The organism is Flintibacter hominis (assembly GCF_014287965.1).
GTDB classification, from domain to species: Bacteria; Bacillota; Clostridia; order Oscillospirales; family Oscillospiraceae; genus Lawsonibacter; species Lawsonibacter aceti.
In genome coordinates, this window is sequence record NZ_JACOPO010000012.1 from 1 (window position 1) to 14507 (window position 14507).

The 14507-nt window shown below is 51.2% G+C and carries 13 protein-coding genes and 1 pseudogene; 4 read left to right on the top strand and 10 right to left on the bottom strand.

Annotation, left to right across the window (positions count from 1 at the left end; all coding sequences use genetic code 11):
• Together H8S11_RS12720 and H8S11_RS12725 are read right to left on the bottom strand one after the other, a co-directional pair.
• A pseudogene (locus H8S11_RS12720) lies at positions 1-229 on the bottom strand (fumarylacetoacetate hydrolase family protein); the annotation flags it as partial.
• A gap of 61 nt (positions 230-290) precedes the next feature.
• A complete protein-coding gene (locus tag H8S11_RS12725; RefSeq protein ID WP_186853388.1) occupies positions 291-1226 on the bottom strand; it encodes a hydroxyacid dehydrogenase in 936 nt (311 codons plus the stop codon).
• Positions 1227-1940: 714 nt separating this feature from the next.
• Between H8S11_RS12725 and H8S11_RS12730 the strand changes: the two genes are divergently transcribed.
• The 3 genes from H8S11_RS12730 (at position 1941) to H8S11_RS12740 (ending at position 4797) form a co-directional block, all read left to right on the top strand.
• Positions 1941-3308 (top strand): TRAP transporter large permease subunit, encoded by a 1368-nt coding sequence (locus H8S11_RS12730; protein WP_147573433.1) that lies wholly within the window; start codon positions 1941-1943, stop codon positions 3306-3308.
• Positions 3309-3321: 13 nt separating this feature from the next.
• On the top strand, positions 3322-3558 hold the full coding sequence (locus H8S11_RS12735) for a hypothetical protein (protein ID WP_147573432.1): 237 nt from the start codon (positions 3322-3324) through the stop codon (positions 3556-3558).
• A 285-nt stretch (positions 3559-3843) separates the two neighbouring features.
• Positions 3844-4797: a LysR family transcriptional regulator gene (locus H8S11_RS12740; protein WP_147573431.1), complete on the top strand. Its 954-nt coding sequence runs from the start codon at positions 3844-3846 to the stop codon at positions 4795-4797.
• 352 nt (positions 4798-5149) lie between these two features.
• Here H8S11_RS12740 and H8S11_RS12745 read toward each other — a convergent pair whose 3' ends face one another.
• Genes H8S11_RS12745 through H8S11_RS12760 form a run of 4 tightly spaced genes read right to left on the bottom strand, consistent with a single transcriptional unit; the run spans position 5150 to position 8767 of the window.
• Complete coding sequence (locus H8S11_RS12745) at positions 5150-6379, bottom strand: UxaA family hydrolase (RefSeq protein WP_186853389.1); 1230 nt, start codon at positions 6377-6379, stop codon at positions 5150-5152.
• Positions 6380-6394: 15 nt separating this feature from the next.
• On the bottom strand, positions 6395-6667 hold the full coding sequence (locus tag H8S11_RS12750; RefSeq protein ID WP_186853390.1) for a UxaA family hydrolase: 273 nt from the start codon (positions 6665-6667) through the stop codon (positions 6395-6397).
• A gap of 60 nt (positions 6668-6727) precedes the next feature.
• Positions 6728-8035, bottom strand: a complete 1308-nt coding sequence (locus H8S11_RS12755; protein ID WP_186853391.1) for a GntP family permease — start codon at positions 8033-8035, stop codon at positions 6728-6730.
• Positions 8036-8059: 24 nt separating this feature from the next.
• The gene (locus tag H8S11_RS12760) at positions 8060-8767 is read right to left on the bottom strand and encodes an N-acyl homoserine lactonase family protein (protein WP_186853392.1); all 708 of its coding nucleotides are present in this window, start codon (positions 8765-8767) and stop codon (positions 8060-8062) included.
• Positions 8768-9039: 272 nt separating this feature from the next.
• Between H8S11_RS12760 and H8S11_RS12765 the strand changes: the two genes are divergently transcribed.
• Positions 9040-10836 (top strand): sigma-54-dependent transcriptional regulator, encoded by a 1797-nt coding sequence (locus tag H8S11_RS12765; RefSeq protein WP_186853393.1) that lies wholly within the window; start codon positions 9040-9042, stop codon positions 10834-10836.
• A gap of 223 nt (positions 10837-11059) precedes the next feature.
• Here H8S11_RS12765 and H8S11_RS12770 read toward each other — a convergent pair whose 3' ends face one another.
• From H8S11_RS12770 to H8S11_RS12785, 4 genes are all read right to left on the bottom strand, one after another.
• Complete coding sequence (locus H8S11_RS12770; protein WP_240286606.1) at positions 11060-11752, bottom strand: MgtC/SapB family protein; 693 nt, start codon at positions 11750-11752, stop codon at positions 11060-11062.
• 14 nt (positions 11753-11766) lie between these two features.
• Positions 11767-12477: an MgtC/SapB family protein gene (locus H8S11_RS12775; protein WP_147573429.1), complete on the bottom strand. Its 711-nt coding sequence runs from the start codon at positions 12475-12477 to the stop codon at positions 11767-11769.
• A 33-nt stretch (positions 12478-12510) separates the two neighbouring features.
• Positions 12511-13206: an L-ribulose-5-phosphate 4-epimerase gene (locus H8S11_RS12780; RefSeq protein WP_147573428.1), complete on the bottom strand. Its 696-nt coding sequence runs from the start codon at positions 13204-13206 to the stop codon at positions 12511-12513.
• Positions 13207-13318: 112 nt separating this feature from the next.
• Positions 13319-14431: an extracellular solute-binding protein gene (locus H8S11_RS12785; protein WP_147573427.1), complete on the bottom strand. Its 1113-nt coding sequence runs from the start codon at positions 14429-14431 to the stop codon at positions 13319-13321.
• Positions 14432-14507 lie beyond the last annotated feature (76 nt).

Consider the following 14507-nt stretch of genomic DNA (forward strand, 5'->3'; position numbering starts at 1 on the left):
CCACCTGGTCAGCGGGGACAAGGCCGGGGATGGACTCCAGCTCCTCCTTACCGCCGGCGTTATACCAGGCGGTCAGGCCGGGGATCTGCTGCTCCTGGATCAGGGACAGCATATCGGTCCTCCACGCGGTGCCCTTAGCCGCGTTCAGGGCGCGGATGGGAAGAATGCCGTTCTTGGCTACGATGCCGGCCATCTCCGTATCGTTCCACTTGATAGTTGCCAGTCTCATAATTATTTCCTCCTTCGTATACCTGTTAAAAATAATTGAGTTTGTTCACGTTTTAGAACTCTTATATGAGTCGTCCCACAGGCTCACGGCCAGAAAGATAAGACACAATGTTTTCTGCGGCGATCGTGGATACTCGCATGGCTGCCTCCAAGGTGGTGGGGGCATAGTGAGGAGTGACGATGACATTGTCCATTTGGAACAGAGGGCTGTCTGGGGAGGCGGGCTCCGGATCGGTGACGTCCAGGCCGGCGCCAGCTAGCTTGCCGCTCTGAAGCGCGCTGATCAATGCCGCTTCATCAACCAGAGGTCCCCGTGCGCAGTTGATAAGTAGGGCGGAGGGCTTCATGACGGACAGCCGCTCTTGATTGATGATCTTACGAGTGCCATCTACCAGGGAGCAGTGGAGAGAGACAACATCAGACCGGCAAAGCAGATCGTTTAGGTCGGAAACCAGTGTAATTCCCTCAGGAGCCTCCGTGACAAAGGGGTCATAAGCCAGCACTTCCATGCCGAATCCGTAGAGACACATTTTGGCAAAGCGTGTGCCGATTTTCCCAAGCCCTACCACGCCTACAGTCTTGCCGGAGATCTCCATGCAGGGGGAGGTGTTCTTAGCGGCAAATCCAATCTCCTTGTAAGCCTTAGAGACAGGAATGATTTTTTTAGACAGGGACATCATCAGAGCAAAGGCGTGTTCAGCGACTGACAGGCCGTTGGCATCCGGGGTAATGGTGACCGCGATCCCTGCCTTCTTGCAGTATTCCAGGTCGATGTTATCCACACCCACGCCGTGCTTGCTGACTATTTTCAGGTTTTTCCCAGTCTCCAGCAATGATTGGGGCAACTCGATGATGCGAACAAAGACAGCGTCCGCGTCAACGATTTCACGGCGGATCACATCCATATCCCGATCGGCATAGACCACCTGATGTCCTGCTTTCGATAGAATGTCAGGCCCTACAGCGTGAACGGATTCTGTAATTAAGATTTTTCCCATGCTGATTGCTTCCTTTCCAGATTTGATTGATTTTGAGTCCCAGTCTGGCATTGCCACGGGCAGCCTGTGAACATCCTCGTTCTGCTTTTCAGCATACCTGATAGATACCGTCTTTTCCAATACTTTAATGCACATGTTTCTATAAGCGAGAACTTATAGTGTGCGGGCTTGCCGTGGCATTATAAGAGTTTACTAATATCGCCATTGGCAACTTTAAAATTGACTTTATCTCTCGTTACTGCTACCATAAAGCATGAAAATGCACAATTAAAAGCGGACAAGTTTGTGCATAATATCCATTATATAGCCTCCTGTTACCCTGCAGCATACGGGTAGAGAGGAAAACTTGCTCCGTCTTAGTACGTGTAAAGATGTTATAAAATTTATATGTCAATCTGTAAATATTGCAGATATTCAAGCCAACGACCACCCTATGGAATACTGAGGCACAGGGACGGAGAGCCGGTCAGGCTGCGCCTGCCGGGGGTATGTTGGACTACACGTTATGATGACAGCCACTATCGACTTTGTGCTTCCAGCTGAAACCGGGATGCTGACGATACAAAACTATGGTCGGCAAGGGGACACAAAAGGCGATTGGTAGATAGAAAAAGGGGGATTGCCTATCCGCGTAAAAGTGAAACCGTAGAAGAGTAGGAAGTGTATTGCTTCCTTAACCTGAATGTACCAGTATGATAACAAGGAGGGGTTCTTTTGGAAATTGGAATTGGCGTATGGGCATTTGTGGTGTATCTGGCTGTCGTTATTGTGTGGAACGCAGTAATCAAACGGTCTATCACAGAGGCCATGTTGCTGGGCTTTCTCGTTGCGGCCGCATTTGGAGGAATCGACAATTACATTACAACGGTTGTAGAGGCATTCTGTGCGGCAGCTACTGACGAAATTTTCGTGGCCACTATGATGTTCGTCTTTATGTCGGCCATCATGACAAAAACAGGGATTATCGGTGAATTGATTGAGATTCTTAATTCCCTTGTCGGTCGTCTGCGCGGTGGCCCAGGCTATGTGGCTGTACTGGCCAGTGGAATGCTGGGTCTGGTGTCAGGCAACTCTACCGCCAACGCCGCGACTGTGGGTACCATTACTATCCCCTGGCTGGTTAAGACCGGCTGGCCCAGAGAGCTTGCCGCTACTCTGACTGCTGGAAACGCCGGCTCTGGTCAGTCTTTCCCCGCAAGTTCGGCTATGTTCCTGATGCTGGGTATGGCCGAGGTGGCTGCTCTGGTCACCATTGATACTTTCTATGTAGCCATGCTTACTGCAGGCCTTTGGTGTGTGGCCTACCGTCTGCTTGTGGTTCGCTTTTATGTCGGACGCAACCATATCCAGGCCACCCCACAGGATCAAATTCTTCCTCTGGGCGAGTCCCTGAAGAAAAATTGGCCCGCGCTGATGATGTTTGTCAGCATTATTGTCCCCCTGGTTCTCACTTTGAGCCCCTTGGCTGGCGTACTGGAATCTATTCCATCCTTTGGTGAAGATGGCGTTGGTTCTATCAGCATTGTCGTCTGGGTCCCCATTCTTATGAGCATTATTGCCATCATTGAGGGCTGGAAGCGTCTGCCTCACAGCGTCAGCGGCTGGATCGGGCTGCTGAAAGAAACACAGAGCAACTTCCTTGGAGTGGGCGGTGTGTTCTTGTTCGCCATCGCCGGCAGCAGCGCTTTGTCCAGCATCGGCTTTGGCGACGATCTGAGTGCTCTGCTGGCCGCTTTGGATCTGCCCAAGGTGGTTATGGTGTTCATTGTGGGTGCTCTGGTAGCGTTGGTTGGAGGCCCTCTGGGCGGTGTAGCCACCACCATGGCTACGGGCCTTGTGGCTTTTACCGCTCTGGTGGGTGTGGGCTGCAGCCCTGTGGCCGCGCTGGCCGCCTTCCTCATTTGGATGTCCACTGAGGGCGCGTCTCCTCCCAGTTCTCCGCCAATCTTTGTCGCCTGCAGCCTAGCCGATGTGAAAGATGTAGGTAAAACCTTCTTCCCACTCGTGTTCCATTACGTTATTCCGATTACAATCCTGGGCGGACTGATTGCTCTGGGAGTCCTGCCTATTGCAAACGCTTAAGGGAGGGTAAGATATGAAGGGATTTTGTAAGCTGCTCGATGTGATATATACTGTTTGCCTGACTGTCTTTGTGTTGAGCTTAATCGCCATGCTGTTAGTGCAGGTTGTCTGCCTGTTCATCATGAACGGTCCTGCCTCTGTATGGATCTATGATTTTATCATGCCAAAAGCTGGCGTTGTGGCCGCGGTGATGGTGGTTGCAGTGGTTCTCCTCAGTTATTTGCGCCCCAATAAGAAAACGAACGATTAAATTGAAATCAATTAGCAGCGCTCCGGCATGATATGCCGGAGCGTGTTTTCATCCTGCTATCCTTTTCTGCTCTGTACAGGGTGAGGGTCCATAAAAAATTTAATTTTGGACACATAAGAAGATATTTGGCATGAAAAATGGCTCATGAGAACAAATGCGCAGCAGATAAGTGCCTCCTTGTCAGTCAATCAACATCGTGATACAATGGTTAAAGTCATAGACATATAAGTTAATTTTTTTAGTGCCCTAAGGTATCCGCTTTGCTCTGGGAAGGAGATTTATTTTATGGTTATCAATCGAAATCCGGAATATTTTTTAACCATCGCCAGAGAAAAAAGCATATCCAGAGCGGCGGAGAAGCTGTATATTTCTCAGTCCTCTCTCAGCCAGTACATTGCGAAGCTGGAGGACGCCCTGGAAGTCAAACTCTTTGACCGATCCCGGAACCCCATTCAGCTTACTGAAGCGGGACGTATTTACCAGAGTTATTTGGAGAGCAACGACCATTTGTATCAGAAACTCCAGTCCGACCTGTGTAGTCTAAACAGCAATCGCAGTCAGGAGCTCAATATTGGCTTGGGTACTTGGCGGGGATCACTCCTCCTTCCCGAAATTCTCCCCGATTTTTTGGCACAGCATCCCCAGGCTCAGGTGACACTCTTTGAATTTCCAGTGAGCGAGCTGGCGACCCTTACGATCAACGAGCAAGTCGATTTTTCCATCATGAACACTGCTGTGATTGGGATCCCAGACACCCTGGTTCAGGAGGTCATTGCCCATGAGCGCATTTTGCTGGTGATGAACCGTTACAACGAGGCAACACAGAACTTTCTCGATCAGTGGTCGGCGGGTAGGCATCTCGATCTGCAGCCTCTCAGTAGACAACGTTTGATCTCTCTCAGCCGCAGCCTGACTGTGGGCCGGCAAGTGAACAATTTTCTAGAGCGAAACCGACTCCTTTTTCCTGACCGGCTTTATACTACCAACAACAGTACAGCTTTGGGGCTGGTGGCTAAGGGGTTGGGGTTCTGCTTTATGGTGGAGACTGGGCTGAAGGATGCTATGTCTCGACCGGAATTGGTGGCTTTTGACCTGCGGTCCCAAGATTTGATGATTCCGCTCTCTCTGATCTACAAGAAAAACGGTTATCTCACTCCCTTGATTCAGGATGCCATGGACCTAGTTCGTAACTACTACTTGGATCTTTTCCAAAATAATCACCCCCTTCAGCTTACCTGAACCGTTCAGGTAAGGACTCTTTGATCCTGCTATTACCCAGGATATATGTGAGAAAATAGAGATGGAACCCAGTTGCTAAGACGGGAGAGGCATACAACTGCCTCTCCAACCTTTTAATACAACAAAAAACCACCGGCTGTGCCGGTGGTTTTAAAAATCTTTGGCTGTGTAATATTCCGGACAAGAGATGTGCTTGCCCGCGGTGAACACCCCGCGTAGTATTGATGGTGCTATGTATATTGCGGGTGCCGCAGAAAAGCACGTCTCCCTTGTAGCGGTTGAGGCTCTCCTCACTGATCTTATCCCGTAGCGCCTATGGAGCTATAAAAGGCCGCAAAACAATTTCTCCATATTACAAAGGACAACTATGGCCTGCCCAGAGCTCTTCGCGGGTCTTTCTGCGGTAGCCATGACGACGACCTACACAGAATAATTCTGTGCCACCAAACCGTTCAGCGCTGGTTAACTCACCACTTGCTACCCGGACAATCAAATCCAGCAGTTGATGGCCTACTTCATCCACAGGCCGACCTTCAGAGATGATCGAACTGGCGTCAAAGTCAAAGTTTTCTTCCATGCTGTGGAAGGTTCTGGAGTTGCCCGTGATCTTGATTACTGGGGCGATTGGGTGGCCGGTAGGATTTCCCCGGCCGGTGGTAAATGCCACAAGCTGGGCACCGCAGCCAATCATACCGGTGACTACTTCTCCATCATGACTCTCGTAATCCATTAGGAATAAACCATGTTTATCTAATTCGGGGCGGGTAGCATATTCGATGACGTCCACGATAGGCGAGGTACCAGACTTGTGTACACCGCCTAGGGCCTTTTCCACGATGCTGCTCACTCCCCCATCGAAGTTGCCACGGGAAATAAGGAAATTTCTGTTGGCAGGCAAAGTCGGATCCAGGCCGCTGCGCAGTACATCTTCAATTCCGTAGATGGCATCATAGACCTTTCTTGCCACTTCTGGGCTAACCGCCCGCCGGGCCAAATAGTCCTCGGTACCAAGCAGCTCGTTACACTCTGAAAGGATAGCACTGCCTCCAGCTGCAACCAGACGGTCCATCGCACATCCCACGGCTGGGTTGGCAGCCAAGCCGCTGGTAGCATCGGTACCTCCACATTTGGTGGCTACCATCAAGGCGGACAAGGGGCAGGGCTCTCGCTTCATCTGATCCAGCGTTGCTTTCATTTCCTTCCCGGCTTCAACGGCCCGGCGGATAGTAGCGCTGGTACCTCCCTCGTTTTGGATAATAAACATAGCCACAGGCTTTTGTGTTTCCCGAACAGCATCCAGCAACTCCTGGGGATTAAATCGTTCGCAACCTAGGCCAATAATTAATACAGCGCCTACGTTAGGATGACAGGCCATAGATTTCAAAGTCCTGGCAGTCAGCTCCAAGTCAAAGCCCACCTGAGCACAGCCTACTACATGAGGCATTGGAACGGAACCGGGAATCTGAGAAGCAATTTTTTCCACTGTAGTATTGGCGCAGAAAACAGATGGAATGATTGCCAAATAGTTTCTTACGCCCACTGTGTGGTCAGGACGACGGTATCCCATAAATGTTGTTTCCATAGTGAAGGGCCCTCCTTATTTTGTGCCACGGTCGCAGTCCATATTATGGGTATGAATCCAACTACCAGCCGGAGTATCTTCCAATAGATAGCCGATCTCCTCCCCGTATTTTATGACGGGATTACCCTTTTTCTGATCCAAAATGCTGACCTTGTGAGCAAACTCCACATCAGACAACAAAGTGACAGTTTGTCCCTGAGGAGTCTGGATAGTGTCCCCCTTGAGGGCATCCTCTAGAACCATGGCCACAGTATCAGTGGGATTGATAATAAGACTTTTTCGAAGCATAACAGCATCCCTTCTAAAAAAATACTTGTAAAGGCCGTATAGCTTGGCCAAAGCAGGACATCAGCAAACACCCATGGATCCCAAAATGATAGCCAGAATAGCACCACTGGCGGTAATAGCAATATTAACTACTGCCACATCACGATAGGAGTCTTTGTGAGTGACGCCGCATACGGCAAACATGGTCATGACCGCTCCACACCAGGGCATGGAGTCTAAGCCATTAGCGGAGATGGAGGCTACACGGTGAAGAATTTCTGGGTTGAGACCGGTGGCCAGCAGGCGCTCGGATAAGGTTTCCAGGGCAATGCTCAAACCGCCGGAAGCAGAACCAGTAACTCCAGCCAGGATGTTGACAGAAATAAACTCGTAGATCAGCCCATTTCCGCTGGAAAGAGTATCAATGGCGTTACAAATAATAGTAAAGGCCGCAGAGGCTTGGATCACATTGCCCATACCAACTGTAAGGGAGGTGTTCATGATAGCGGTCATGGAGTTAGCAGCGCCTTGATTGAATGTTTCACGCATACATCCCTTCAACCGAGGGAAGAACAGCAGAGTGGCCAAAAGTACGCCCAGCAATAGGCAGACCATGGTATTCCACTTCACGAAGATGATAGTACATACCACTACCAGCAAAGGGAGGATGGACAACCACGCATTGGGTAAGGACATATTTTTGGTGGACTCCATAATAGCCAGATCCTTTTCACTGGCTACAAAGTGCTCCTGATTTTTCCGGGCCTGATTGGCGCGGTGATTCATATACAAAACGCTGACAACTAAAATGTAGATAGCGACAATGCAGCCCAGGACGGGGGCGGCGGTAGGGTCAGTTCCGAAATAATTGGTAGGAATGATGTTCTGATTTTGGGGAGACCCGGGAATAGCCATGGCGGTATAGCTGAAAGCACCAGTGGCAATACAGCCGGGAAGCAGACGTTTGGGTAAGTCAGCTTCTTTAAACAAATCCACTGCAAAAGGATAGACCACAAATACCACTACAAATAGGCTGATGCCGCCATAGGTCATTACAGAAGTTGCCAGGATTACAGCCAGTACAGCATTTTGAGGGCCAATCAGTTCGGTCACAGAGCGGGCAATGGAGGCGGCCGCTCCCGAAGCCTCCATAATCTTACCAAATAGAGCGCCTAGCATAAATAGCCCAAACCACTGGGCCAGATAATTTCCAGTACCGGACAAAAAGGTATCGGTAATAGAGGTTAGGGGGTTCATCCCGGAGGTGATAGAAACAATGATAGCACAAATGGGGGCAGAAATAAAGACGCTCCAGCCCTTCATACACATATAGGCCAAAAGGACAAAGGCGAAAATAATACCGAAAATCATAACCGGAGTATTGTCCATAGAAGATACACGCTCCTTTCTCAATTACTTTACTGACAGATGGTATACGCCGTTGTCGCCGTCCATACATCCGCGCGGAAGCATAATGTCCAAAACCAATTCTTGCTCAGGAACGACTTTTCCGTCCTGAACCAGCAAATAGCCGTCGTGGCCAGGCAAAACCTTATAAGCCATCGACTTAATCTTTTTGATGCTGGCGGTGCTGGCTTGCTGATCTACATACTGGTCGGAATACTCCAATTCCAGTTCACTGCGGTTTTTCACTGCGTCGCCAGCCAGGACTACTACACCCTTCGGAGTGTCAACGGCCAGACTCATGTGTCCTGGCGTGTGGCCCGGAGTCCAGATTGCTCGGATTCCAGGTAGGATTTCCTCACCATCATCTACCAGACGCACTTGACGGCAATGTTGTAAGTACAGCACGCTCTCTAATGGGGTCCACTCGTCCTTGGAGGTGGTAGCGTATTCCCATTCACTGCGCCCCACAATGATTTGGGCGTTTGGATAATAGGCTGCATTGTTCAGATGGTCATAGTGCATATGGCTGAGAAAAATAGTGTCCACAGTCTCTGGTGCGACCTCCAATCTTGCCAGAGAATTTTGGATGGTCTTAATAACCCCATGAGCCGCTGTGTCAAACAGGAGGGTGTGTCCCGGGGCACGAAGTAGTGCGCAGGTACTCAGTCCCAGCGCACCGGCACTGGACTTGCCAGGAAATACTTTGGTTAGCAAATCAATTTGGTAGTTCAAAATATCGTTCCTCCCTTGAAAAGTAATCAGACAACATCGAATCTCATGCGCAGAGATACACTCTTTGGTATATCCGTCGTTATGGACTACCACTGTATAGAGTATAGTAGCTTAGAAAAGAAAGTAACAACATGGAAAATGAGAAAAAATGACTATTTTTTAAACAAAATGAATTGTTTTTTCTTTTCAAAAGTGATTCTATATGTTAAAATATCAAAAAATGTTTGAAATTTAGACGGATGGAGGGGACGGAGATGGACAAGATCAAGATTTTGGCCATTGCGCCTTATTGGGGTATGGCATCTGTTATGAAACAAGTAGGACAGAATCGCAATGATATTGAATTGACTGTAAAGCTGGGTAACTATAAGACTTGCCTTGAGGTATTACGGGAGGAGCCTGATTACCGCTATGATGCTATCGTTTCCAGAGGGGGCACAGCGGAATTGTTGCGTACAGCCGCGTCTATCCCGGTAGTGGAGATTGATGTATCAGTATATGATGTGCTGCGCTGTCTGAAGTCAGCGCAGCATTACTTAGAAAAGTTTGCGGTAGTAGGCTTTTCCGGCATCACGGAGTGCGCGGTGCAGCTTTCGGCTATGATGCAGTATGATTTTACGGTATGTACCATCACTGCTGAGAGCGACATCAAGGGGGAGCTGCAGAGATTACGGGACCAGGGAGTAGAACTGATCCTGTGTGATCGGGTGAGTATGGTCAACGCTGAAGAACTAGGTATGAACGCCATGTTTCTCTCGTCTGATGAGGCCAGCATTGCGGCCGCTTTTGATGAGGCCGTCCATGTGTGCGCAAAATATGGACACTTTCAGAAGCAGAACGCTGCGCTGCAAAAGTTACTAGGGGTGTTGGCACCCGGTACATCTCTGTTTACACCTGGCGGAAGACTAATTTTCTCCAACCTGGAGCAGCAACCGGGTTGGGTGGGCCTGGTGGAGCAGATACAAATGATGCTTCCCTGTCTGACTGTGGGAAATGAGCCCGTGCAGCGAGAATTAGAATGGAAGGGAGAGCTGCTGTTTCTGTCGGCATTTGGATTGGAGCATTGTGGACAACGATGTCTGTGTATTCAGGTGCGGCAGGCACAGACTATGCCTGTGGAGACGGGAAAGGGAGTAACCATCACGCACCGAAACGAACCCTTATTTAACGATGTATCTCGAGTGGGGTGTGCGGTGCTGGTAGGGGAGATCGGCCGAAGGATACCCGCCTATTACCAGAGTATCTGGCCCGTTCTGATCCTCGGAGAGACTGGAACGGGAAAAGACACGGTGGCCTCTATCCTATACCGGAATGGGCCCTTTCATGAGCGGATGATGGTGACAGTGGACTGCCAGGTACTAACTCCCCGGCGATGGAAGGCGCTTCTCAGCCGGGACAGTTCGCCGTTCTTTCGCACAGGAATTACTATTTATCTACGCTCAGTGGATCGGCTGGAAAATGAAACTGCGGAGGAGCTGTTCCGTTTTATGGAGCAAAGCAATCTGTGCCAACGTAACCGTCTATTGTTTTCTGGTGTGCTGGACCGCCCTGATATAGAAGATGAATATGTGCTTACATATCTGAAAAATCATTTTTCTACTGTTGTACTGCGTCTGCCTGCCTTGCGTCAGCGCCGTCAGGATATACCGGGTATCACCGCGTTGTATATTAATCAGCTGAATATGGAGCTGGGAAAAGGAATTATTGGATTTGCCTCCGAGGCCATGGCTCTGCTCCAGCAATTTGGATTTGATGGAAATTTGGCCCAACTTAGTCGCATGATGCGCACCTTGATGCTTACTACCCCCGGTCCCTATATCCAGGCAGAAGAAGTCCGCAAGTTAATTCATGAGGAACTTCCTCAACGCAGTCAGTTGCTGCCTCGAGGCTTCGCCGCCGTCAATCTAAATCAGAGTTTGGAGGCTATCAATTACGACATCGTGCGTCTCGTATTAGAGGAAGAAGCGGGCAACCGTTGCCGGGCCGCAAAGCGGTTAGACGTGTGCCGGTCTACTGTTTGGAATATGCTTAAGCGCAACAAAGAAAGTTGACGTTATCCCTGTCCTGGCTCCACTGCTTCTTTCATTATTGTGCGGGAAAAGGTATTTGATCCGGCGCTAACAGGCAAAACCCACGCCTCACATCTGCTACGACAGCATAGCGAGGTCCCTGTGACCTTAAAAGATTGTGGGAGAGGTAACTCTTTTGCGTTACCTCTCCCACGATGTAAGACTTACTGTCCATATGGCCGGAAGCAGAGATGGGCTTTCAGGGTCACAGCTCTTCCACGGAAATAACTCCCTCTACCATGAGCACTGAGTTGAGCACACTTTCTACAGTGTGCTTTTTATTGAGCGCCAGAGTAAAGATGGCGCAGGCATTATGGCGCTCGCTGCCGGTTGAACGGGTGATTTCCATGTTTCGCACCTTCACGGCCAGATCCCGGAACAGGACTAATACCTGGTCCAGACATTGGGAATCTGTGTATTCCATGTACAGGTTGATTTCGGGGGCATGGTTTAGGATGCGGTATTCTAACTTGGAGAAAACCAACTCGGCGATCATGACAAGAATGGTGGCGAAAAGCCCCCCTTCATAAAACCCGCTGCCGATAGCCAGACCAACAATGGCAGTGGTCCAGAGGCCGGCGGCGGTGGTGAGCCCCTTGACCCGCTGACGACGGGTGACAATAATTGTGCCAGCTCCGATAAAGCCGATTCCGGCCACTACCTGGGCCCCCAAGCGGGAAATATCTGTATCATAGCCCATGTACATATAGAGATACTGGCTTGTCAGAGTAGTGATGGCGGCACCCAGGCAGATCAGAATATGGGTGCGGAAGCCGGCTGGACGGCGTTTATACTCTCGCTCGATGCCGATGACTCCACCACAGAGAGAAGCCAGCAGCATACGCAGAGCGACAGAGAGCAGGGTGACATCACGCAATTCATGAAATATGGATAACACGGCGGCTTCCCCCCTCATGTTTCTTCAATGGAATAAATGCAGTCCAGCGCCGAGATATCAGCCAGAAGCTTGGTGTGGGGCATCCGCTCCTCCAGCCGGATGGAGAGAATGGCACTGGGGCGAGCCCTCTCCTTGTCACGGTTGATGTCAACATCATAAATATGGGAGTTATGGGCTTTGATGCAGGCAATGATTTGACCAATATCATCTAGTGAGGTGAACTCCACGTAGATATTGATGTTTCGGGAGCGCTCTATGATAAAAACTTCCAGACGGGGGAGCAGCCAGACTGCAAGAAAGATCAGCAGAAATGCCAGAGCCACACACTCGTAGAAGCCAGCTCCAATGGTCAACCCCATGGAGGCCGAAGCCCACAGACCGGCGGCAGTGGTCAGGCCCTTTGCCTCCTGCTTTCCAGTGACCAGAACGGTCCCGGCACCTAAAAAGCCGATGCCGTTGATAACCTGGGCGCCGATGCGGGAAATATCGGTGCGCAGGCCATAGCGTCCTTCCCAGAGGGTGCTGAGGATATAGTGCTCGTACTGCCCCAGGATCATGGTCAGGGCGGCGCCAAGGCATACCAGCATATAGGTGCGAAAGCCAGCCGGCCGCCGTTTACGACCCCGGTTCAGACCTATCATACCACCGAGTAGCATGGCGAGCGTCAGCCTCAGCAAAACAGATACTGTATTCAGCTCTCGGAAATAGTCCAATGCTTCGATCATAGGCTCACCGCCCTTTCAAGAACAGCTCAAAGGTTAATTTTGCCCGTAGTAGGCGTTGGCCCCATGTTTCCGGAAATAGTGCTTATCCAAAAGATACTGGGGAGCTGGCTCGGCCTGGGGGGAGAACTGGGTCGTAATCAATGCCATGCGGGCTGTTTCCTCCAGGATAAGGGCATTTTCCACAGCTTTTTTGCAGTTGATGCCCCAGGAGAAGGGACCATGCTTGCATACTAACACTCCTGGGATGGCCATGGGGTCCAATTTCCGATGGCGAAAGGTCTCTGCGATGACAAGGCCGGTATTGGCCTCATACGCTTGGTCCACCTCCTGCTTGGTCAGGTGGCGTGTGCAGGGGATGGCACCGTAAAAGGAGTCGGCATGAGTAGTTCCATAGCACGGCAGATCCAGTTCTGCCTGAGCCCGCGCCGTAGCATAAGGAGAGTGGGTGTGAACCACGGCGCCTACGCCAGCAAAGCTACGGTACAATTCTAGGTGGGTCAATAGGTCGGAGGAGGGGCGAAGCTCGCCCTCCACCACGGTTCCGGACAGATCGGTGACGACCATCTGTTCTGGACACATGGAGGAATAATCCACCCCGCTGGGCTTAATGACGACGAATTTGCCGTCCTCAGACAGAGCAGAAACATTCCCCCAGGTAAGAATAACAAGGCCATACTCTACCAGCTTCAGATTGGCGTCGCAGACCTCCCGTTTCAGTGTTTCCAGCATAAATAGATCCTCCCTGATGTATCAAGAAAGACCGGGGTGGTCAGAACACTGACCACCCCGATCCTTACAAGGTAAAACGAAGAGGTTAGCTAGGTGTTTCCCCCAAAAGGGATTAGCCCATGACCTCAGCCCACAGCTCATTCCAGTGCTCCAGAATGGCGTCCTTATTTTCAGTCAGGTAAGACACATCGCGGTCCACCCACTTGATGTCGGAGGAGGGGGCCAGCCAGGCATTCTCGGGAGCCTCATAGTTAGCGTTGGTGTAGCGCAGGGTGCCCTCCTGATAGGCGGCCAGAGCGGTCTGACCCTCGGCGGAGCAGATGAAGTCGATCATAGCCTTGGCGTTCTCGGGGTTGGGGCCGTTCTTGACCAGAGCCACGCCGAAAGCGGTGGCGGAGGTGCCCTCCTCGGGGTACTGCAGACGGATGTTGTCAGCGCCATCCTTGATCAGGGTAACAGCGCCGTCCTCGTAGGTCAGACCCACGGCGTACTCGCCCTGCTGGACGCTCTTGAAGCCAGCGGAGGAGGAGCCGGCGATGACCAGGTTGGGCATCAGCTTCTCGATGTAGGCCCAGGCCTCGTCGGAGTCCATGCCGTAGACGGCCATGATGTTGGACAGGTTGTTCCAGGCGGAGGAGGAGCTGTTGGGATCGGCGGTGACAATCTGACCCTTCAGCTTGGGATCCAGCAGGTCCTCGTAGGAGTTGATCTCCAGGCCCAGTTCGGCCTCCAGATCCTTGTTGATGCAGAAGACGACAGTGGACAGATGGTCCATGGAGTACAGGCCGTTGGGGGAGGTGTAGCCGGGCATATTCTCGGCATCATGCACGGAGACCCAGGACTCGAAGATGTCAGCGTAGCGGTCGCCGTCGGAGTCGGCCATGCCGCCCCAGACCAGGTCGCCCACGGGGTTGGATGCCTCGCCAGTCAGACGGGTGGTCAGCTCGCCGGCGGAGCCGTTGACGACCTCCACCTCAATATCGGGGTATTTCTCATTGAAGCAGGTGATCAGAGCATCCAGGTCGGGGTCGGTCATGGAGGAGTAGAGGACCAGGTCGCCGGACAGCTCAACGGGCTCCTCGGCGCTGGAGCCGGCACCAGTGCTGGTGCTGGATCCGGTGCTGGGGGTGGAGGTTCCGCCGCTCTTGTTGTCATCGCTGGAGCCACAGGCAACCAGAGACAGGGCCATGGCAGAGGCCAGGGCAAGGGCAAGTAACTTTTTCATGGTTCATTCTCCTTTTCATTCTTCTCAGAATAAGGTGTATACTTACATGCGGCAGGGCCGCAGATAAGCCGGGAAG